Source organism: Polynucleobacter sp. AP-Reno-20A-A9 (assembly GCF_018882085.1).
GTDB lineage: Bacteria > Pseudomonadota > Gammaproteobacteria > Burkholderiales > Burkholderiaceae > Polynucleobacter.
On the sequence record NZ_JACVPB010000005.1, the window covers coordinates 140,553 to 161,353 of the forward strand.

At 45.3% G+C, this 20,801-nt stretch carries 26 protein-coding genes; 9 read left to right on the forward strand and 17 right to left on the reverse strand.

From position 1 onward, the window contains the following. Nucleotides 1–44 precede the first annotated feature (44 nt). From ICN39_RS06485 to ICN39_RS06505, 5 genes are read right to left on the reverse strand one after another with little or no spacing between them, the layout of a single operon-like run. Complete coding sequence (locus ICN39_RS06485) at nt 45–464, reverse strand: hypothetical protein (RefSeq protein ID WP_216233233.1); 420 nt, start codon at nt 462–464, stop codon at nt 45–47. Continuing rightward, complete coding sequence (locus ICN39_RS06490; protein ID WP_216233234.1) at nt 461–1,294, reverse strand: FAD:protein FMN transferase; 834 nt, start codon at nt 1,292–1,294, stop codon at nt 461–463. Before ICN39_RS06490 ends, ICN39_RS06485 begins: the two co-directional genes overlap by 4 nt. Then, nucleotides 1,291–1,836 carry an FMN-binding protein gene (locus ICN39_RS06495; protein WP_216233235.1) on the reverse strand — a complete coding sequence of 182 codons (546 nt, stop codon included), beginning with the start codon at nt 1,834–1,836 and terminating at the stop codon, nt 1,291–1,293. Before ICN39_RS06495 ends, ICN39_RS06490 begins: the two co-directional genes overlap by 4 nt. A gap of 7 nt (nt 1,837–1,843) precedes the next feature. Then, on the reverse strand, nt 1,844–2,038 hold the full coding sequence (locus ICN39_RS06500; protein WP_216233236.1) for a hypothetical protein: 195 nt from the start codon (nt 2,036–2,038) through the stop codon (nt 1,844–1,846). A 27-nt stretch (nt 2,039–2,065) separates the two neighbouring features. Continuing rightward, nucleotides 2,066–2,995 (reverse strand): DUF6662 family protein, encoded by a 930-nt coding sequence (locus ICN39_RS06505; RefSeq protein WP_216233237.1) that lies wholly within the window; start codon nt 2,993–2,995, stop codon nt 2,066–2,068. Nucleotides 2,996–3,157: 162 nt separating this feature from the next. Here ICN39_RS06505 and ICN39_RS06510 point away from each other — a divergent pair, with 162 nt between their 5' ends. Together ICN39_RS06510 and ICN39_RS06515 are read left to right on the forward strand one after the other, a co-directional pair. Beyond that, nucleotides 3,158–3,607 carry a bacterioferritin gene (locus tag ICN39_RS06510; RefSeq protein WP_216233238.1) on the forward strand — a complete coding sequence of 150 codons (450 nt, stop codon included), beginning with the start codon at nt 3,158–3,160 and terminating at the stop codon, nt 3,605–3,607. Nucleotides 3,608–3,710: 103 nt separating this feature from the next. Then, nucleotides 3,711–4,358: a hypothetical protein gene (locus ICN39_RS06515; protein ID WP_216233239.1), complete on the forward strand. Its 648-nt coding sequence runs from the start codon at nt 3,711–3,713 to the stop codon at nt 4,356–4,358. A gap of 78 nt (nt 4,359–4,436) precedes the next feature. Here ICN39_RS06515 and ICN39_RS06520 read toward each other — a convergent pair whose 3' ends face one another. The 6 genes from ICN39_RS06520 to ICN39_RS06545 form a co-directional block, all read right to left on the reverse strand. Then, nucleotides 4,437–4,985, reverse strand: a complete 549-nt coding sequence (locus tag ICN39_RS06520) for a hypothetical protein (protein ID WP_216233240.1) — start codon at nt 4,983–4,985, stop codon at nt 4,437–4,439. Between the two features lie 63 nt (nt 4,986–5,048). Next, complete coding sequence (locus tag ICN39_RS06525) at nt 5,049–5,876, reverse strand: SDR family NAD(P)-dependent oxidoreductase (protein WP_216233241.1); 828 nt, start codon at nt 5,874–5,876, stop codon at nt 5,049–5,051. Further along, nucleotides 5,877–6,602: an SDR family oxidoreductase gene (locus tag ICN39_RS06530; protein WP_370623699.1), complete on the reverse strand. Its 726-nt coding sequence runs from the start codon at nt 6,600–6,602 to the stop codon at nt 5,877–5,879. A 2-nt stretch (nt 6,603–6,604) separates the two neighbouring features. Continuing rightward, on the reverse strand, nt 6,605–7,384 hold the full coding sequence (locus ICN39_RS06535; RefSeq protein ID WP_216233243.1) for a citryl-CoA lyase: 780 nt from the start codon (nt 7,382–7,384) through the stop codon (nt 6,605–6,607). 23 nt (nt 7,385–7,407) lie between these two features. Further along, nucleotides 7,408–8,916, reverse strand: a complete 1,509-nt coding sequence (locus ICN39_RS06540; protein WP_216233244.1) for a class I adenylate-forming enzyme family protein — start codon at nt 8,914–8,916, stop codon at nt 7,408–7,410. 6 nt (nt 8,917–8,922) lie between these two features. Beyond that, nucleotides 8,923–9,915: a tripartite tricarboxylate transporter substrate binding protein gene (locus tag ICN39_RS06545; protein WP_216233245.1), complete on the reverse strand. Its 993-nt coding sequence runs from the start codon at nt 9,913–9,915 to the stop codon at nt 8,923–8,925. A gap of 403 nt (nt 9,916–10,318) precedes the next feature. Here ICN39_RS06545 and ICN39_RS06550 point away from each other — a divergent pair, with 403 nt between their 5' ends. The 5 genes from ICN39_RS06550 to ICN39_RS06570 are packed head-to-tail and all read left to right on the forward strand — an operon-like array spanning nt 10,319 to nt 12,145. After that, on the forward strand, nt 10,319–10,618 hold the full coding sequence (locus tag ICN39_RS06550; protein ID WP_216233246.1) for a hypothetical protein: 300 nt from the start codon (nt 10,319–10,321) through the stop codon (nt 10,616–10,618). A 59-nt stretch (nt 10,619–10,677) separates the two neighbouring features. Continuing rightward, the gene (locus ICN39_RS06555; protein WP_216861009.1) at nt 10,678–11,103 is read left to right on the forward strand and encodes a Smr/MutS family protein; all 426 of its coding nucleotides are present in this window, start codon (nt 10,678–10,680) and stop codon (nt 11,101–11,103) included. A 47-nt stretch (nt 11,104–11,150) separates the two neighbouring features. Beyond that, nucleotides 11,151–11,492 (forward strand): YqjD family protein, encoded by a 342-nt coding sequence (locus ICN39_RS06560; protein WP_216233248.1) that lies wholly within the window; start codon nt 11,151–11,153, stop codon nt 11,490–11,492. A gap of 6 nt (nt 11,493–11,498) precedes the next feature. Then, on the forward strand, nt 11,499–11,867 hold the full coding sequence (locus ICN39_RS06565; RefSeq protein ID WP_216233249.1) for a phage holin family protein: 369 nt from the start codon (nt 11,499–11,501) through the stop codon (nt 11,865–11,867). Continuing rightward, the gene (locus ICN39_RS06570) at nt 11,864–12,145 is read left to right on the forward strand and encodes a YqjK-like family protein (protein ID WP_216233250.1); all 282 of its coding nucleotides are present in this window, start codon (nt 11,864–11,866) and stop codon (nt 12,143–12,145) included. The genes ICN39_RS06565 and ICN39_RS06570 overlap by 4 nt, the downstream gene beginning before the upstream one ends. On the opposite strand, the gene ICN39_RS06575 is transcribed toward ICN39_RS06570, so the two are convergent. Then, nucleotides 12,142–12,660: an adenine phosphoribosyltransferase gene (locus tag ICN39_RS06575; protein WP_216233251.1), complete on the reverse strand. Its 519-nt coding sequence runs from the start codon at nt 12,658–12,660 to the stop codon at nt 12,142–12,144. The genes ICN39_RS06570 and ICN39_RS06575 overlap by 4 nt on opposite strands. Nucleotides 12,661–12,671: 11 nt before the next feature. Here ICN39_RS06575 and ICN39_RS06580 point away from each other — a divergent pair, with 11 nt between their 5' ends. Both ICN39_RS06580 and ICN39_RS06585 read left to right on the forward strand, forming a co-directional pair. Next, entirely contained in the window at nt 12,672–13,232 is a 561-nt protein-coding gene (locus ICN39_RS06580; RefSeq protein ID WP_216233252.1) for a 5'-methylthioadenosine nucleosidase, read from the forward strand. Nucleotides 13,233–13,279: 47 nt separating this feature from the next. Then, a complete protein-coding gene (locus ICN39_RS06585; protein ID WP_216233253.1) occupies nt 13,280–14,878 on the forward strand; it encodes a choline dehydrogenase in 1,599 nt (532 codons plus the stop codon). Here the strand turns inward: ICN39_RS06585 and ICN39_RS06590 are convergent. From ICN39_RS06590 to ICN39_RS06610, 5 genes are read right to left on the reverse strand one after another with little or no spacing between them, the layout of a single operon-like run. Continuing rightward, nucleotides 14,875–15,639, reverse strand: coding sequence for an enoyl-CoA hydratase (locus tag ICN39_RS06590; protein ID WP_216233254.1), 765 nt, complete (start codon nt 15,637–15,639; stop codon nt 14,875–14,877). The genes ICN39_RS06585 and ICN39_RS06590 overlap by 4 nt on opposite strands. Nucleotides 15,640–15,644: 5 nt before the next feature. Next, nucleotides 15,645–16,625: a nitronate monooxygenase family protein gene (locus ICN39_RS06595; RefSeq protein WP_216233255.1), complete on the reverse strand. Its 981-nt coding sequence runs from the start codon at nt 16,623–16,625 to the stop codon at nt 15,645–15,647. 24 nt (nt 16,626–16,649) lie between these two features. Next, complete coding sequence (locus tag ICN39_RS06600) at nt 16,650–17,105, reverse strand: DUF2147 domain-containing protein (protein WP_216233256.1); 456 nt, start codon at nt 17,103–17,105, stop codon at nt 16,650–16,652. Nucleotides 17,106–17,136: 31 nt separating this feature from the next. Beyond that, nucleotides 17,137–18,333: an acetyl-CoA C-acyltransferase gene (locus ICN39_RS06605; protein WP_216233257.1), complete on the reverse strand. Its 1,197-nt coding sequence runs from the start codon at nt 18,331–18,333 to the stop codon at nt 17,137–17,139. Between the two features lie 17 nt (nt 18,334–18,350). Next, nucleotides 18,351–20,792 (reverse strand): 3-hydroxyacyl-CoA dehydrogenase/enoyl-CoA hydratase family protein, encoded by a 2,442-nt coding sequence (locus tag ICN39_RS06610; RefSeq protein ID WP_216233258.1) that lies wholly within the window; start codon nt 20,790–20,792, stop codon nt 18,351–18,353. Nucleotides 20,793–20,801: the final 9 nt, after the last annotated feature.

Below are 20,801 nucleotides of genomic sequence, written 5' to 3' on the forward strand. Positions count from 1 at the left end.
GGCCAGAAGCGGCCTAATGAATTTACGAATTGAGGTGCATTGGATCAGCGACGAAATGATCTATTAGCAACATGAAATACAAAGAAGCCAAAAAAGACTAGCCCCAGAATCCAGTGAGTTAACTCGCTGCCCTCATGCATTTCTTCTGGCCCGTAATAGAGCAGCATTGCCGTAATCACAAGGACCACTAAAAAAACCAATTGCGAGATTCCGCTGATCAGATTCTTCTTGGATTTAAGTCCAGCCTTAATGTGAAAAGGAAGAACGGCTCCAAAAGCAATTAATGCAATAGCAGCGGAAACGCCGTGAATGATTAATATATTTCTATTCCCTAGTAATGAGCGGGAGATATGAAACTCATGCCCCATCAGGAATGCAATTCCTGATAGTGAGCAAATAAAAAGGCTGGTGATGGTGTACCACCTTTGCCAGCCAGGCATCTTGCCTAAACCATGTTTTTTCATGCTGCAATTCTAATGGCTTGAGCGGAGTATTTTTGAAGACAAGGGTGTTGGCAATCTTTGGTAATTGCAAATACCTTTGTGAGGGCGTCAGCATAAACGCACTCAGGGGCGATTACTGAATAGGATTCGCTAAATTGAATTTGCTCTTTAGTTAAAGGATTAACAATATGCCCCATATTAGTCTTCGATTTATCACAGTAATACAGGGCACTACTTGCAATAGAGCCATTTTCAAGTGAGCCAATGGCAATGAGCTCTTTCAGATTTGATGGGTTGCGCACACTTATTACTTGCAAACTTGTGCCAAATACTCGCAAATCACCACCGGCATTCACGCATCCAGATTGAACTCCAAATTTTTGGAGAGCTTCTACTGCCTTATCAACTGCAAATCCTTTGGCCACTCCCCCGAGGTCTAGTTGCAGTGGTTTAGTGGAGCGGACCATATTTGGTTCGATCAAAATCAGGTCTGCCAACCCACCTAATTTAGCCTCTGAGAAATTTTGGTGTCTAGGTAGTAAGCCAGATTGCACCAGTTGCTCGCCGACACCGCAATCAAAGATTCCCTCCGAGGCTTCAAATAGCTCCTTAGCAATTTTTAAAACCTGAAATGTCCAATCGTTAACCTGCATGGTTTCGAGATGAGAGCGAGCATTTATTTTGGAGAGTTCGCTATTTGGGTTATGAAAGCTCATTAAGTCATGCACTAATTCGATGGCTAAAAAAGCATCACTGGTGGCCTTATTGAGATCAATGTGACAAGAGTCATTCCGATCATCATTGATCGAGATTTCTACATAAGTTCCCAGCAAAGGCTTGCAACGAATCATTTTGGTACGGCATTCTTTAAGGCAAGGTCATAGAAGACCATGATACGTTTAACCCCATCGGTAAGGTGCTTGCTTGATAGCGTAGCGCCAGAGATGTTTTCGATATCCTTATTTAACTTGATGGGATCAGCAGCTGTTTTGCCGTAGAACTGCTTTCGCCAACTAAGATCAGCTACCTCATATCCATAGGATTCTCGATATTCCATAATTTCGATGCCTTGGACAGCCCCATTAGGTGATATGCCGATAGCATAGGTGATCATTTCATGTTTTCCAACTACTTCATCCACAATAAGCCAGCTCCCATCGGCGGCTTTATAAATTCGGTTGCCCTGTAGCGGCTCACTCACACTAGAGGCTGATTTCATTTTGCCTTGAAGATCATCGGTGATGACCATTGGCATCACTGTAAATTTCTTGCCAGGAAAAATGAGTTGCTGCGCTTGTTCGGTGGAGACATATATTTTTGAATATGCAACCACTGGTGCACTGGCTAGCGCAATACCAGTTAGGACTAAAAGAGGGTTTGGTTTCCAATTCATGATTGTTTTAGGCTAATCTAGGATTGCTGATTAATAGTTGATTTGCTTCGTTGCATAAAAACTGAAGCTCAGGAGTGCAGCCCTTTAATTCCGCCAACGCATCAAACATCATCAGCGCTCTTTCTTTAGCAGTTTCGCAATGCGTAGTTTGAAATCTGACCATATAGGTTAAGGCTGCAATTAGAAGATTTTGCGATTCCATTTGATGTCCTTTGATGTATTGGAGAATTTATAGCTTAGTTAACGGGAAGCCAAACTTGAACATAAATTCATTAACCCCATGGGAGTCCCAAACACGGGCATTGGAGCACTCAGCTGTCCCGTCGCCCATACATGTTCCACCTTTAAGTTGGTAACGCCATGCAGCAGTGAACCACCAGTCCTTACTTGCATAATGTAAGTTTGGGCCAACAAAGGTAGCCTTTTGAGTCTGATTCTGGAGGTTATAGGCTGAGTAGTCATTATGAAAGCGTGCCTCAACCCCACCAAACCATTTGGGGGCAAATCGATAGCTAGCCCCAACCAAGAAATCGAGCATTGATTCTGGAACATTGCCATTACCCACAAATTTCAATTGCTCGTTCGCTACAACTACGTTGCCAGCCAAGATCAGCTTATCGTCAATAAAATTTGATTGAAGTAGCAATCTAGCCTCAAGCTCATTTTTATTCACGCCAATAGTCGGCTCAAAATAAAGACCAACTCCAACAGGTGAGGTCACTGGATTGGTTATTCGGTAAATGGCTTCCAGCGACCCACCTTCAACACCGCTTCTCCTGTAAGGTGTTGCTGGATTATGGCTAGCCGGTACAGGCTGCCCCCCAGTGCAAGTAGGGCTATCGCCGCAAGCTTCTGGGTTAGTGTAGTTTTGGTTTGCATTGACGTAGTAGGCATTGAGATAGCCCGCCACCTGAAAATCATTGGTGACTCCATATTCCAACTCGGACCTAGAGACCCAAGCGTTGTAGGATCCTGCGGCCTGTTGTTTTGTTAATTGGAGTCGCTGTTCAAATTCTAGTTCCCCTTTGGGCTGTAGGTCTAATGTGTAGATCCAACCAAATGCGCCTTCGCCAGCTTGAGCCAGTGAAATATGAAGCGTTATGGCCAATAGGACGGAGAAGACAATCAGCTTGCCAATGCTTGGTTTTGAAGGGTTCATGAAAAAAAGTAATTATTAATGAGAATCGTTATCATCAATATATCATAAATGAGAATAATTCCTATTTAAATAAATGGAGATTTTTTATATTTGTGAGGTAAAAAGGTAGTAAATTTGTAAAACAGGGTTTAAAAACCCGCAAAAACAAAGGAAAAAACGCGTATGAGTAACGAAACAGCCATTAATGCTTTAAACAAAATCATGGAGCTGGAGCTAGCTGGGGTAGTGAAATATACCCATTACTCGTTGATGGTTTATGGCTATAACCGCATTCCGATTGTTTCTTGGTTAAAAGGAAATGCTGATGAAAGTCTTGCGCATGCGCACAAGGCAGGCGAGTTGGTCACTTTGTTGGGCGGACATCCTTCGCTAAAGATTGGTTCATTGCTCGAAACTGAGCAGCATGACATTGGCGATATTCTGCGTGAAAGTCTTGCGCATGAGAAGGTTGCTTTGACCGCTTATTACGACCTTCTTAAGGTTGCCGAGCAAATTCATTCGGTTCTGCTAGAGGAGTATGCGAGAGAAATGATCGTGCAGGAGGAAATGCATCTTGATGAAGTTAATAAGATGCTTCGTAAACCAGGCGATCTTGAGCCGTTCAAGCAGTAAGTTGCAGTTAGTAGTCTTACAAAGTAAAAAGCCCCAAATTGATGGGGCTTTTTAACTGATAACCAATGCAGTATTACGGCTTGCCCAACAGCAGGCCAAAGAAATGATTATTCACCTAGCCTACCCAGGGGGCAAGGAGTGTCAGGCGATTACTTCACAAATTGACTTAGCAACAACCATATTTGCAATAACTGATAAGGATACCCAAGGTATTCAGATAGCTTCGGCAGGTCTCAAGGGTAAAGATTTAACTCCGTTATTTAAAGACCCTGAAAAAGCAAATGTCGATTCTGCAAGGCCAGCCTCTTTATTCAACTTCAATATGCTGATGTTCACTAGCTGGGCTTGGGCAGAAAAAACCTATTCTTGGTTAATGTCTGGAAAAGTAAGCAATCCAGAGGCTGAGAAAATTTTAAGAGCCTATGAACCTAACTTTCATAATCGCGTTGGTATTCGTAGTGTCTTTGATGGACGTTATCGTTTCTCACGCTACTTCTCGCCATTGCAATTTAATACTCCATCTTCCTTCGAAGAGTTGATTGCCAAGAATGATCTGGAGCTATTCGATCTAAAAAATGATCCTGAGGAGATGAATAACTTAGCCATGGATCCTAAAAAGAATGCTCAACTCATCATGGCAATGAATCAAGTCATGAATGAACGGATTGCTCAAGAGGTAGGGGTCGATGATGGTAGTTTCTTGCCAATACGAAACGGCAGGTGGTATTTCCCGAAAGATAATCAACGATAGAGATTAACTAATTTCTAATCCATGTAAATAAAGGGGCTCCAGGCCCCTTTATTTGTTTCTTATTAACTGAATGCGCGGTCAATTAAATCCGTTCACTGCTTGCATGTAGCCCTGGATATATTGAGGCGGCACAAAGAGTTCAGTTTTTATTCCTGTTTTGGAGGATAGGGTGATGATGAAACCCTTCTTCATGCGATCCTTTAAAAACGCTTCAGTCAATTGGATGGAGACTACCTCTCTGAAGATGCAACCTCTATCACCACAAGCACCAGCTTCTCTACCAACCACTTTAAATGTCGTGGCAGGAGTGTTTTCTAGTATTGCGGAATCGTAATAACGCCATTGTGAGAAATATGTCAGTTGCGCGTTGAGCTCATAAGTCTTGGCGCCTTGTTTAGGCTGCTCCGCTCTGAGGCTAAACATTTCATAGGTATTGGCTTCATCCATCGTATTGATAGGCGGGCCTTGATAGGTTTTTCCACCAGTTACTGAATTCGGCGTAATGATGGTCGAGTGATAGACATCATTAATTTCCCAACCGCTAATTTTTTTATCGTTGTGGTTGCAAGCAACAAGACCAGCACTAATTGCCAGCAATAAAACAACTCGATAGATGATGCGATACATATAAAGCTCCTAGATAATCACCAAATCATACTATCCCTTGGGTTAGGGCTCGAATTACGGGGATTAGACGTATTTCCCAGTCAAACCACCGTCAACTACCAGCTCAGTGCCCGTAATATAGGCGGCAGCATCTGAGACCAGAAAGGCGCAAGCGTGTGCCACATCCCAGGCTGTTCCAGAGCGCCCCATAGGTACCTGCTTATCACGTGCGGCACGAGCTTCATCGATGCCGTTTTCAGAGAACATCTTGGCTACCGTATGGGCAATTCGCGGAGTATCAATTAAGCCCGGCACTACCGTATTGGCGCGAATACCTTTATCCGCGTACTGCTGAGCAATCATCCGAATAAATTGGGTATTGGCAGCCTTGGTCACGCTGTAGGCGAGGTGAGGGTATCCAAGATATCGCATACCGGCCACAGAAGAAATGGCAATGATGTTGCCAGTACTGCGAGATACCATTTCAGGCAAGACTTCTTGAGCTGCTAGCAATAAGCTCCGCACATTGACCTTATGAATGCGATCAAAATCTTCAGCGCTTGTTTCCAATGGTCCGCCAACTTTGCCAATGCCAACGTTGTGATGCAGCACGTCAATAGGACCAAAGTGTTTACGAGCTTCACTAAAGAGTCTTTTTACATCCTCTTCTTCAGATACATCTCCAACAAAAGTCTGAGCTATTAAGCCTTCATCCAGAATGATCTTGGTGGTTTCTTCTGCTGAAGCCTGATCTCGATCTACTACACAGACTTTGGCTCCTAAGCGAGCATAAGTGACGCAAGAGGCTCTGCCGATGCTCCAGCCGGGACCGGCAGAGCCGCCGCCTGATACAAAGATCATGCGATCTGTAAGATCTGTAGGTAAGCCGGCAGGATGCGATCTGGAGCTCATTTATTGACTCAATCCAACCGTCATGCCACCACAAACATATACAACCTGACCAGTTGTATAGCCCGCGCGCTGATCAAGTAGGGAAGCGGCGATATGGGCAACTTCCTCCGGTTGGCCAATACGACCTAGCGGTACTCTATCTAGGATGCGTTGCGTAGCAGGTGCGCCAGGAGGATTTGCACTCTGAAAAAGTTCTGTAGCAATCGGACCGGGCCCAATAGCATTCACCGTGATGCCATTACTAGCGAGCTCTAAAGCCAGTGTGCGAGTCAATCCCAGTAGGCCCGCTTTAGAGGTAGCATATGAAATTCGCTCTTCTTTACCCAAAGCAGCGCGACTGGCAATGTTCACAATGCGACCAAAATGAGCAGCTTTCATGGCTGGGAGCACGGCTTGCACACAAATAATAGCTGCAGCGACATTGACGCTCATTACAGCCTGAAGATCCGCAATAGTAGTGTTTTCGATAGTGGCAGGGCGAACAATACCTGCGTTATTCACTAGGCGGTTAATCGAGTGCTTAGAGGTCACATCAGCCAGCACAGCACGCAAAGCCTTCTCATCGGAAATGTCTACTTGGACAAAGGTTTCATGTTCAGCAATTTTGACAGGAGACTCTTTATCAAAATTAATCACATGCATGCCATCGGCAATCAGACGTTCCAATATAGCCCGGCCAATGCCGCGGCTAGCGCCAGTAACTAATACGCATTCTTTAGAGTCCATCATTAGCCAATTTTATTGGCGCCATCCACAAACGGAATAGCATGCTCAATAGTGTCCCAAATAAAGCGGCCGGATGGACTTTGTTGCTCTTCCACAATATGAGCTACTAAACCAGCTGAGCGGGAAATGACGGCAAACCCACGCATCACTGCGGTTGGAATACCAATCTCACCAAGGAGGGCGGCAACAGCACCAGTAGCATTGATGATAATAGGGCGGCCAGCTACCTCATCTACTGCTTTAGATAAAGTCTCGAGCGCACGAATATGATCGCCTTTGAGATCCTTCTCGGCACGACCCATATCTAATAACTTATAGGCGCGAGGATCTACTGGCTTATGAAGGTGATGACCAAAACCTGGAACGGCGCCTTTAATGCTCTTGTATTGTTGCGCAATCGAAAGAGCTTCAGCGTATTGGTCTTTGGATGCGATGATTCTATCTAGTAAAGCAGAGCAGTTCTCCATTGTGCCAATAAAGGAGCTGCCAACAGCGAGCAAGCCAGCTGATACTGCGCCTTGAAGGTTCTCTGGGGCGCTCATATAGATCAAGCGTGTGGCGATCGCACTCGGTGTTAAGCCATGCTCCATCAACACAATCAGCACTACATCTGTAATACGAATATCAACACCACGAGGCTCTCTACCCAGAATCTGCATCAACATGACTTCGGTAAATGTTTTCTTGCCCATCAAATCTTCTACTAAATCTGCATCACGGTAGTGCAGGCTAGTCAGGGTATGCGTACACAAGCTAGTAACAGGAGTTTTTTTGGTAGTCATAATCTAAAAGTATTTAATAACGTCTAATTAGGCGTTTGAAGTTTTTGAATCACCGCACTCTTGAGTAATTTACCCACATTAGAGCGAGGCAAGCTGTCATAGAAGTGAACGTGTTTTGGAGTTTGTACTGGCCCAAGGAGATTACGTACAAATGCAATGAGCTCTGCTTCATCCGCCTTTTGTCCTGGATGTAATTGCACGGCTGCTTGAACGGTTTCACCCCATTTATCATCGGGAAGTCCAAAGACGAGGCATTCGTGAACAGCAGGGTGCTGACTTAAAGCATTTTCAACGTCAACCGGATACACATTGAACCCACCAGTAATCACGATGTCCTTGAGGCGATCTTTGAGATATAAAAATCCTCGTTCATCAATCAAACCGCGGTCACCGGTATGTAGCCAACCATCAATAATGGTTTCAGCTGTTTTCTCAGGCATGCGCCAATAGCCATTCATAAGTAGATCGCCACGAGCAACCACTTCACCAATTTCACCGGTAGGCAGTATTTCTCCTTCGGGAGACATGATGGCCACATCACTAAACCAGGTAGGCCTGCCAACAGCTGCCCAATTATTTGGGTCCTCAAAATCCTCTGGACGCATGACTGTCAAAATTTGTGGGGCTTCAGTTTGGCCATAGGTGGTGCCTAAAACAGGCCCAAAGAAATCCCGCACCTTGCGAACTTGTTCTGGAGGCATTGGGGCGCCGCCATAAATGAGTCTTCGTAACTTTGGAAAATCGTTTCTAGATGCATTGGGCAATGCCATCAACATATAAACCAAGGTTGGAGGCATAAAGCAGACTGTGCCGCGACGTTCACGGAAAGCTGTTCTCACAACTTCAGCGCCTGCGCCATCCAAAATCACATGGCATCCACCTTGTGCCAAGATAGGAACGATATAGGTAGATGTGCCATGAGTAATAGGTGCCGCAACAACATAGCGCTCATGCTCGTCAAATCCCCAGACCTGAATTTGATTGCTAATGTTTGCCATCCAAGCGCGGTAAGGTTGCATTACGCCTTTAGGGGCCCCCGTAGTGCCACCAGTAAATTTGATAGCCTGAATCGCATCTAAAGGTAACTCAAAAGAAGGTTGCGGCGCATCCTCGTGCAAATGAATTAACTCATCCATACTGCGCGCAGATGTACCGGAGTCAGCGCCTGTATAAATCCATGCACCCTGAGCGCCTTTAAGTAAAGCTTGATTGGTGGCATCCAAAATCACAATAGAAGGTTCAGTGATATTAATAATGCGTTGAATCTCAGGATGGGTGCTTTTGGGATTGAGTGGAACCCATACTTTGCCACAAGCCAAAATAGCCAATAAGGCAGTAATGTGATCAGCGCTATTACCAGCGCAAATAGCTACCCGACTCTGAAGACTAGGATCTAAAGCGGTGAGCCCTGCTGATAATGCTTTGACACGCTTCGCTAAGGTGGCGTAATGAATCGGGCCACTCGGTGTGTCAATGGCAATGCGATCGGGCCAGCGTTGTACGGCCCTCCAAAAAAAATCAATCGGAAACATAATGAATTATTCTGCTTTAGCGCCAGAAGCCTTTACAACATCACGCCAGCGTTTAACTTCGGTCGCTTCAAAAGCAGCCATTTTTTCTGGAGATCCAGGCTCTGGTGTTGCGGCCAATTCTTGAAGGCGCTGTTTAACTTCAGGTGAGTTGAGGGCCTTATTTAAGGCAGCATTTAATTGAGTGATGATTGGCTTTGGCGTTCCCGCAGGAGCAACCAATGCAAACCAAGATTGCACATCAAAACCAGGATAGCCAGATTCAGCAATAGTCGGAACATCAGGTAGGAATGGCGAGCGTTGAGCGCTAGTCACAGCAATTGGGCGTAGCTTTCCAGCCTTGATATGAGGTAATGCAGAAGGCGCATTATCAAACATGGACTCCACTTGACCGCCAAGCAAATCAGTTACCGCAGGAGCGCTACCTTTGTAGGGGATATGCAGCATTTGAATTTTTGCCTGCATCTTAAACATTTCACCAGAGAGGTGAATGGATGAGCCGCTACCAGAGGAGGCAAAGGTTACACCATCTTTAGCGTCTTTGGCATAGCGTACATATTCTGAAAGCGTTTTTACTGGAAGATTTGGATTAACTACCAAAATATTCGGAATCTTAGCAATCATGCCAATCGGCTCAAAATCTTTAATAGGGTCATAGCTCAGATTTGGGTAGAGCGTTGCGTTAATGGTATTAGCAATTGAGAAGGCATAGAGGGTGTATCCATCAGCAGGCGAGCGAGCCACAATTTCAGCGCCGACGTTGCTATTAGCACCAGGACGGTTTTCTACGACGATAGATTGACCTAGGGTATTGCCCATACCTACCGATACCAGGCGAGTTAATACATCAGTAGCGCCACCGGCCGAATAGCCAACAATAATTTTGATGGGTTTGGTAGGCCAAGCAGCTGTAGATTGCGCTGAGGCCGGGATCGCAGTAGCCATTATGAAGGCTGCAAGAAAAGTCAACAAGTCTTTTTTAGGCGTGAAATGTAAGGACATGGGTCTTCTCCAATATCTAGGGAGCCTAAAGACAATCCTTAAGACCCTAATTTTATTTATTCAGTATTTATAACACCAAAGCGGCACGCACACCCCAATAAAGCCGCAGTCAAAGTTGCAATCCCAGAACCCTTTTATTAGGGTATCTCGCTAGAATATAGTTATAGTTCACAACTTCACAACTTCAGATGTTGTGATATAGTGTTGCTACTGGGAGATGAAATGAAGAGACAGATACCAAAAACACATCAAGCCTTGGAGTGGGTGGGGAAGGGTATGACTGCTGCTCAAGCAGCCAGAAAGATGCAGATTTCAGAATCCAGTGTGTATGCCGCCCTTAGAAAGACAAAGGCGAAAGAAGTGGGTTGTTGTCCAACGTGTGGTCACAAAATAAGGAACTAAGATGAAAAAGACTCTATTAGCAGCTGTAACAATCTCTGTTGCTGCATTCGCTTATGCGAATACATCGCCGTCAGATTCTTCTGAGTTGGTAAATCAGCAATGCAAGATATCTGCTGAAGCGGTATCCACTTTGAAAGGACTACGTTATGGCAATACTTCCATTCGCAAAGATGTCGCTACATTGATTAACGCGAGTCTCAAAACACCAGAAAATCGTGATCTAGCCCAAAAGACCTTGAATCTCATGGTTGACGATAAGACAACCGATGTAAGAAGTTTGGAAGGTAAGTACTGCTCTTAAGGAATTCAGCCTAATTTAATAAAGTGGCTCATAACGCTGAATGTCCTGATTGTGGAAATATGCGGGCATTGTTCAATCAATGTCCGCATTGCGGTTCTATCAACTTGCCCATATTGAGTTCAGATACGGTTGAACTCAATATTAAGCAAGATGGACCTTATGTTGACGAGGCGTTAGATCGGATAACAGACTACCTACGAAAATCATTAGAGGTAGGTATTAAAGCTATTGTGTTGATTCATGGGTATGGGTCAAGCGGCGAGGGTGGCCGAATCAAGTGGGCTATTCATGATGCCTTGGAAAATAACCGTTACTCTGACCGAGTTGATGAGTATCATTTTGGCGAAGACGTCGGATATGGTAGCGAGGCCTATCATGCCTTATTAAAGCGCCGTCCTGGCCTAAAGCGTTATCTCAAGCGCTTCAAAGAAGGTAATGCCGGAATGACCGTTTTATTGCTGGGATCTCAGGCTAGAAGTGCTTAGAATAGGAGTATTGGTATTTATGCCTTATCTATTGGGAAAGCATTCATATGACCGCTAAAAAACTCGACCATGTAGATTTACATGATGAAAAGCAAGCTAGTGCAGAAAGCCTCATTGGTGAATTTAAAGCTCTCATGGCTGATGCTGAAGCCTTAATCAAAGCAACCGAAGATCATCCAGGTGCTGCTATTAGCTCCATTCGTAATAAGACCCTGGAAACTCTCGCAGGCGCCAAAGAGAGTCTTTCAGGTGTCGAGGGCAAGATTCTTGATAAAGCGAAGGTAGCTGCTCAAGATGCGGATGATTTTGTGCATCGTAATCCTTGGGAGGCGGTAGGTGTTGCAGCTGGCTTAGGTTTGCTGATTGGCTTGTTCATTGGACGTCGCTAGATCGATATGTCTCAAGAAAACATACTTTCTTCCATTAAAGGCCTTGCTTCCACTGGAGCATCGATAGCCCAAACCCGTTTAGAGCTTTTATCGGTTGACGTTCAGATTGCCAGAAGTAAATTCATTAGCTTGTTAGCAATGATCGTGAGCGCCTTATTCTTTTTATTCTTTGGCTTAGTAATGTTGGCTCTGCTAATAGTGATTTACAGCTGGGAATCTGACCGAATGTTGGCTTTGGGTTTATTGACCGGAGCCTTTTTATCAGTCGGTTTGATTCTGGCAGCCTTGATTTTGCAATCACTCCGTAAGATGCCTAAATTATTTGAAGCCTCGATTGCTGAATTGGCAAAAGATCGCGAAGCCTTATCCAAATGAGTGCCAAACTAAAAGAGCTAGAGTTGCGCCAACAGGAGTTAAAACATCAGGCGCATCGTGAGCGTAAAGACTTTGCCGAATATTTTGAGGCTTGGGAAAAGCCACTCTCATGGGTTGATAAAGGGGTTGATACTGTTAACTTCTTGAGAAGCAACCCCATTGTGTGGACTAGTGCATTTGCAGCATTGGCCCATTACAAGCCTAGGTTTGCAAGCAAGGCGCTTGCAGTGGGTTGGGGCGCTATGAAGATTATCAAGAGCGCTAAAAAACTGGTCTAACTTTTTAATGCAGACTGATGGCGAATGCCCGCTTGATTTAACAGCTCGCCCCCATTTAAGGATGTAATTTCTAGCAAAGTAATTGCGCCACACATTTCAAAGCCAGCGCTACGAATTAATTTATCGGCTGCAACTAAGGTTCCGCCAGTTGCTAGAACATCATCAAGCAATAATACTCTGGCACCCTTAGGTAAGGTGGATTGTTGAATCTCTAAAGAATCATTTCCATACTCTAGGCCATAAGTTTCGCGATGGCTAGCTAAAGGCAGTTTGTTAGGCTTTCTGGCTAGCGCTAAGCCCTTATGTGCGTGGTGGGCTAGAGCAGAGCCAAAGATAAAACCGCGGGATTCAATCCCTAGAATATGGGTGTAATCAAATTGTTGGGCAAGCTCATCTAACTGTCGGATTGCCTCTTTAAAGGCAATTGGATTGGCTAATAAGGGGGATATATCCCTAAAAAGAACGCCGGGTTTTGGAAAATCAGGGACCCCGGGTAGATAATCTAATAAATTCATCGCCAGCCAATATGAAAACAGAACTCCTCATTATTACCGCATTAGAGTCCGAGCTCAAGCGTGAATCATTGCCTCAGGGCGTCGAGATTGTGTATTCCGGCATTGGTAAAATTAATGCTGCCATGACTAGTATCAAAGCAATACATCAATACTCTCCAAAACGAATCTTGAACTTTGGCACTGCCGGAAAAATCAAATCAGAATTGCAAGGCTTGCTGGAGATTGGTAAGGTCATTCAACGTGATATGGATGCCGAGCCATTAGCGCCACGCGGAAGCACTCCTTTTTGCGCAAGGCCACAAGAGTATGTATCTACCGGAAAATTTATCTGTGGCTCTGGCGATAGCTTTGTGACGGCATACGATCCTTGGTTGCATAGTCAAGGTGTTGATGTTGTCGATATGGAGTTATTCGCAATTGCTGCAATCGCACATGAGCACCACATACCATGGCAATCATTTAAATATATCACTGATGAGGCCAATGAGAATTCAGGCGATGACTGGCAGTCTAAAGTCCATCATGGCCAAGACCTTTTCCTGGATCGAATTCAGGATATATTGTGTAAATAGCGTTTGCCAATAGTGTTTGTCTCATAGATATCCAGGAGTAATGTTTAGTGAATACTCATGAATTTGATTACATTGTTATTGGGGGTGGTTCGGCTGGAAGCGTCATAGCTGGGCGACTTAGCGAGGATGCTGGCGCTAGCGTTACATTACTAGAAGCTGGTGGTAAGGGTGACAGTTGGGTGGTTAAAACACCTGCAGCTGCTGTGGCGATGTTGCCAACATCAATTAATAACTATGCTTTTCAAACGGTACCTCAGAAGGGCTTAAATGGTCGTAGAGGATATCAACCCAGAGGTAAGTGCTTAGGCGGCTCTTCGGCGATTAATGCGATGATTTACACCAGAGGTCATCGTTGCGATTACGACCACTGGGCGGCACTCGGTAATACAGGCTGGTCGTATGATGAACTTTTACCGTATTTCAAGAAAAGTGAAAATAACACCTCAATCAAGAATTCCTTCCATGGGAATGATGGTCCGTTATCCGTATCGAATCTACAGTCGCACAATCCCTTTCAGCAAATTTATTTAAATGCAGCCATAGAAGCTGGCTTCCCAGTTACAGATGATTTCAATGGTGCCGAGCAAGAGGGGTTAGGGATCTATCAGGTTACCCATAAAAACGGAGAGCGCTGGAGTACGGCACGTGGCTATCTACATCCACATATGGGTAAGCGGACAAATTTAAATGTGCAAACCGGTGTGCAGGTTGAGCGAATTTTGTTCGAGGGTAAACGCGCTGTTGGCGTTAGCTATAGCCAAGGCGGTAAGCAGCACATCATTCGCGCTAATAAGGAAGTCATTCTGTGTGCTGGTGCTTTCCATTCACCGCAATTGCTGATGGTTTCGGGAGTAGGGCCAGCTCAAGAGTTAAGGAAATTCAATGTGCCGGTCATTCATGATTTGCCCGGCGTAGGTCAAAATCTCCAAGACCATCCAGATTTTATATTTGGATATTCTGCAGATAGTCTTGATCTGATCGGCGTCTCTTTAGGGGGCACTGTTAAATTGACTGGCGAAATTATGAGGTACATCCGTTCGCGTGAAGGGATGATTGCTACCAACTTTGCAGAGGCCGGTGGCTTCCTTAAAACCGACCCCAGCCTTGAGGCGCCCGACGTCCAGTTGCATTTTGTAGTCAGTCTGGTTGAGGATCATGCTCGTAAATTGCATATGGCCCATGGCTATTCCTGCCATGTATGCGTTTTGAGGCCCAAGAGCCGAGGGCAAGTAACGTTAGCTAGTAACGGCATGAAAGATGCGCCCTTAATTGATCCTGCTTTCTTGGTCGAAGAGGAAGATTTGGAAACCTTAGTCAAAGGTTATAAGCTAACTAAACAACTCATGGATGCCCCCGCGTTTACTAAGATACGCACGAAGGATATTTTTACACCAAACGTAAAAACAGATGATGATATTCGGAAGATTATTCGAGAGAGGGCGGATACCGTCTATCACCCAGTAGGCACCTGCAAAATGGGTCATGACGCAATGGCGGTGGTTGATGCAAGCCTAAAAGTTCATGGCATTGATAGCCTAAGAGTGGTTGATGGATCAATCATGCCAACCCTCATCGGCGGCAATACCAATGCCCCCATCATCGCTATCGCTGAAAAAGCGGTAGACCTGATCCGAGCAGGTCGCTAATCTAGACCTTCAAAATTAGGCGCACGCTTTTCTAAAAAAGAAGTTAGAGCTTCTTTAGCTGCAGGGCCATGAAGCCTATCAATAAATAGTTTGCCCTCAATATCAATTTGACTGAGTACTGCTGCCTTAAGCTCGCCACCTTTTAACAAAGACTTCGTTCGTGAAACGGACCCAGAAGATAGGGTTGAAAGTTTTTTTGCCCGCTGCTCTGCATAAGGAAGTGCGGATGGCTCGGCAATGATTTTGTTTGCAAATCCAATTTGATGGGCTTCATCAGCGCTGATGGGTTCACCAAAAAGCAATATTTCTGAAGCCTTTTGATGCCCAACGAGGCGTGGTAGCAATAACGAGACCGCACCCTCTGGTACCAAACCCAGGGAAACAAAAGGAAAGATAAAGCGAGCATCCTTTTGGGCGTAAACTAAATCACAATGAAACAGTAAGGTTGCCCCGATACCAACTGCAACACCATCTACCGCTGCGATTAAGGGCTTAGTTAGTCCTGCTAGAGCTTTTAATAAATTAATAGGTGGCGCATCTTCATGTGTAATCGGCGACTGCATGAAATCCGCAATATCGTTACCAGCTGAAAAGGCATTGCCAGCCCCAGAGATCAACATCACCTTCACTTGAGGGTTTTGATCTCCATCAAAGAGTATCTGTGTAAGCTCACGATACATTGCATTGGTAAATGCGTTCTTTTTCTCAGGACGGTTCAGCAATATCTTAAGAATGCCGTCTGACAGATGATGATTAATCATGTGATCTATGCTGCGCCATTAAGTAAATTCGCTTTAGTTTCATCATATTCAGCTTTTAAACGAGCAACGAACTGCGCTGTAGGTGTAACCGCTTTCACAGCCCCGATACCTTGGCCACAGCCCCAGATATCTTTCCAGGCTTTCTGAGCTGCGCCACCGAAGTTCATTTTGCTTGGATCGCTTTCTGGAAGGTTATCCGGATCCAAACCAGCGTTGCGGATCGAAGGGGCTAAATAGTTGCCAGATACTCCGGTAAATAGGTTGCTCAAGACAATATCGTCTGAATTGCAATCAACCACCGCTTGCTTGTAGGCATCACTGGCACGAGCTTCCTCGGTGGCGATGAATGCTGAACCAATATAAGCATAGTCAGCGCCCATAGCCTGAGCAGCCAAAACCGCGCCGCCTGTTGCAATGGAGCCGCTCAGTACCAATGGGCCTTTAAACCACTCCCGAATTTCCTGAATTAATGCAAAAGGACTTTTAATGCCAGCATGTCCCCCAGCACCAGCTGCAACAGCAATTAAGCCATCAGCACCTTTTTCAATGGCTTTTTTAGCAAAGGCATTGTTGATGATGTCATGTAATACGATGCCACCATAACTATGTGCAGCGGTATTAATTTCTTCACGCGCACCTAACGAGGTAATGATGATAGGTACTTTGTATTTGACGCATAGCGCCATATCATGCTCAAGACGATCATTACTTTTGTGCACAATTTGATTAATGGCAAATGGTGCGGCAGGTTTCTCCGGATGCTCTTTGTTATAGGCATTTAAGGCAGTGGTAACTTCAATCAACCATTCTTCAAGCTGTTCGGCTGGTCTGGCATTGAGAGCGGGCATGGAGCCAATAACACCCGCTTTGCATTGGGCAATCACTAATTGAGGATTGCTGATAATGAAAAGAGGTGCAGCAATGACGGGTAAATTGCCATCTGCTAAATGTTTGCGGAGAACTTCTGGAAGAGGTTGGTTGCTCATATCAATTTCTTAATGACCTGTAGATTACTGCTCAGCTTTGTACCAAACTTGGGTACGACCTAGCAATGGAATGCCAATGTAGCCGCGCACATCCATTTTCTTGCCGTCTTCAGTCGCAATTTTGACTCGATAGATTTCACCTTCTTCAGGGTCCAAGATCCTGCCGTCTATCCATACACCTGGCTTGTCTCGCCTTAGATCAGTCATGATTTTCATCCCAAGGATGGGCTTATCTTTGCGATCATCTTTGCACAACGTGCAATACACCAAAGGCTTTTCATTGGACTTTGGAAAGGTTTTGATAATGGTTCCTTCAAGTTTCCCGTTCACTTCATCAATCTTGATTAAAGAAGAGGGCTCATTGGTCTTGTCGTCAATCGTTTTCCAAACCCCAATAGCCGGGTCGGCGGCTTGAGCATAGGCATTTCCAGCAACCAGACCAAAAAAGCAGGCCGATAGGATGAATTGTTTTTTTAACATTGTGAAGTCTCTAGATTTTGAATTAGGCCAATTAACAACGCTCAAATATTCCAGCAGCGCCCATACCAGTACCAACACACATCGTTACCATTGCATGCTTCAGATTGCGCCTCTGTAGTGCGTGAATTGCTGTGGCAGCACGGATTGCACCAGTTGCACCCAATGGATGTCCAAGTGCAATTGCGCTACCCAAAGGATTGACTTTGCTTTGATCCAAACCAAGATCCCGGATGACTGCTAATGATTGAGCTGCAAAAGCCTCGTTCAATTCAATCCAATCTAAATCTTGTAAATTGAGTCCAGCCAGTTTTAGTGCGGCTGGAATTGCTTCCTTAGGACCAATGCCCATAATCTCCGGGGCAACACCTTTAACGGCAAAACTCACAAAACGTGCCAAAGGGGTGAGGCCAAATGTCTTAATTGCTTTTTCACTAGCTAGTATGAGTGCACCAACACCATCGGAAGTTTGTGAGCTGTTGCCAGCAGTAACACTACCTCTTGCGGCGAATGGAGATTTCAGTTTGGCCAAACCTTCAAGTGAGGTATCTATACGTGGACCTTCGTCCTTAGAAAATTCACGCCACTGCACATCTACTTGACCTTTACCCAGATCCATCGAGCGATGGGCTACCTTGACAGGGAAGATTTCAGAATTAAATTCACCGGCGACTTGAGCTGCCATAGCCTTTTGATGTGAATGGAATGCAAAGGCATCTTGATCTTCGCGACTAATCTTCCACTGCTGTGCAACTTTCTCAGCAGTTAGGCCCATGCCATAAGCAATACCAATATTTTCATCACCCATAAAGATTTCTGGTGACATGGAGGGGGAGTTGCCGCCCATAGGCACCATACTCATAGACTCAACACCACCGGCAATCATCACATCTGCTTCACCAACCCGAATGCGGTCTGCCGCCATAGCTATAGCATTTAAACCGGATGAGCAGAACCGGTTGACAGTAATACCGCCCACAGTATTGGGTAGGCCGCCTAGGAGTAAACCGATACGGGCCACATTCAATCCTTGTTGACCTTCTGGCATAGCGCACCCAATGATGGCATCTTCAATAGCCTTGGGATCTAGGGTAGGGACTTGCGTCAGAATATGTTGCAAGGCATTGCCAAGCAAGTCATCCGGACGAGTATTTTTTAATGCGCCTCGTCCAGATCTACCAACGGCACTGCGAGTGGCTGCAACGATATATGCGTCTTGAATATTTTTCATAGTGATATCTCGGTAAATTAGTTTCTAACAGGCTTGCCAGTTTGAAGAATGCCCATAATCCGTTCCATGGATTTAGGGTGGCCAATGAGCTCCACAAAAGCCTGACGCTCGAGTTTGAGTAACCACTCTTCCGTAACTAGCGTTCCTGCATCCACATCACCACCAGTAATAATCTCGATAATTTTTTTGGCAATATGAGCATCATGTTCAGAGATAAAGTCACCATCACGCATATTGACTACCTGACCCATCACGGTGGCGGCAACAGAACGGCCACCTACCGGAATTAAAGTTGGGATGGGTGGTCTATATCCGGAGTAGCGCATAGCCTTTACTTGATTTTGTGCTTGCGCCAGCAATTCATAGACGTTAGCAACAATAATGTCACCCTTTTGGAGGTAAGCCATCTTCATTGCTTCTTGAGCGGATGAAGAGACTTTGGCCATCGCAGCATTTTCAAAAGAAGCTTTGGTGAAATCCAGGTAATTGGTATTGCCAGCAAGAGCTACGCCTTGAGCGGCGCGAATGGCGGCTTCCTTGAGTCCACCACCCGCAGGTAACAGGCCAACACCAACTTCTACCAAGCCGATATAGCTTTCCATAGCAGCAACTCTACGCGCTGATTGAAGAACCAATTCACAACCACCTCCTAATGCGATGCCAGAAACTGCGGCAACTACAGGCACTTGTGAGTATTTGATCTTCATCATGGTGTCTTGAAACTCTTTGACGAAAGGCTCCACGCCAGCAGGGCCACCCTTCATGACCATTGGCATCGCAGCTTCTAAATTGGCGCCTGCAGAGAATGGTCCTCCTGGAGTGCCCAGTTTTAATGAGGTAGGTTGCCATATCACCAATCCCGCATAGTTTGCTTCTGCAATCTCAACAGCTTTTTGTAGACCGCTTAATACGTCTGGACTAAAGGTATTCATCTTCGAGCGGAACGATGCAATCAAGACCTCAGGCTGATTAGCGTGGACCCAAGCACGCAAGTCAGTATTTTCAAAAATGGTTGTGCCTGCTGTTCTAGGATCAGGTGAACCATCTCCTAGCAGCGGTGCTCTAAATACTTGCTTTTCATATACCGGCAAAGCAGAGCGGGGAATAAATTTATTCTCAGATGCAGACCACGAACCTTCAGGAGTGTGGAATGCTTGCTTATCGGCAACCGGCCCACTAAAGAGCCAGGCAGGTAAGGGTTCTTTGCTTAATGTTTTGCCAGCATCAATATCTTCTTTAATCCAGTTAGCCACTTGCGTTACACCAGCAGCTTGCCAGTCTTCAAATGGACCTTTATCCCAGCCATAGCCCCAGCGCATCGCAAAGTCGATTTCTCGAGCTGATTGCGCAATATCACCTAGGTGAATCGCGCAGTAATGGAAGATGTCCCGGTAGATAGCCCATAAGAACTGTGCCTGGGGCTCATCGGTTTCACGCAATAACTCAAGGCGTTCAGCAATTGGTTTTTTTAGAATGCGCTCAATCAGCGGTTCAATCGTTGCGGTAGACGGCTTGTATTCACCAGTGGCAGCATCCAGTACGAGAACATTTTTACCATCCTTGCGATAAAAGCCGGCTTTAGTCTTTTGACCTAGCGCACCTTTGGCAATGAGCTGACTAACAACCTCTGGAGTTTTAAACAAAGCAGAGAAGGAATCACCTTGTAATGCGTTTTCCATAGTCTTAATGACATGAGCCATAGTATCTAGACCAACGACATCACTAGTTCTAAAGGTAGCTGACTTAGCGCGACCTAACTTACTACCAGTAATGGCATCGACTTCATCAAAGCCAAGACCAAACTTTTGCGCTTCAGCAAAGACTGCCAGAATCGAGAAAACACCTACACGGTTACCGATAAAGTTCGGCGTATCTTTAGCGTGCACAACCCCTTTACCCATTGTTGAGGTCATAAAGGTTTCTAGGGCATCCAATACTGCGGGATCGGTGTCTGCCGCTGGAATGAGTTCCAGTAAATGCATGTACCTAGGTGGATTAAAGAAATGCACACCACAGAAACGTTTCTTTAAATCTCCAGAGAATCCTTTAGCAAGCTCGCCAATCGGAAGGCCTGAGGTATTGGTAGCAAAAAGAGCATGCGCCGGAATATGCGGAGCTACTTTTTCATAAAGAGCGTGCTTCCAATCTAGGCGTTCAGCAATAGCTTCAATAATAAGGTCGCAATCTGCCAGGAGACCTAAGCCATCCTCGTAATTTGCAGGCGTAATGAGATTGGCTTCTGAAGATAAGCCTAGTGGAGCAGGCTTCAGCTTCTTAAGATTCTCAATCGCTTTCAGTGCAATCGCATTCTTGTCGACTGTTTTACCATCCTCGGACTTGCTCGGTAGGTCAAATAAAACTACGGGTAGACCTACGTTTATGCATTGCGCAGCAATCTGAGCGCCCATGACTCCAGCACCTAAGATGGCTACCTTTTTGATGATCTTGTTATTACTCATATTTGTTCT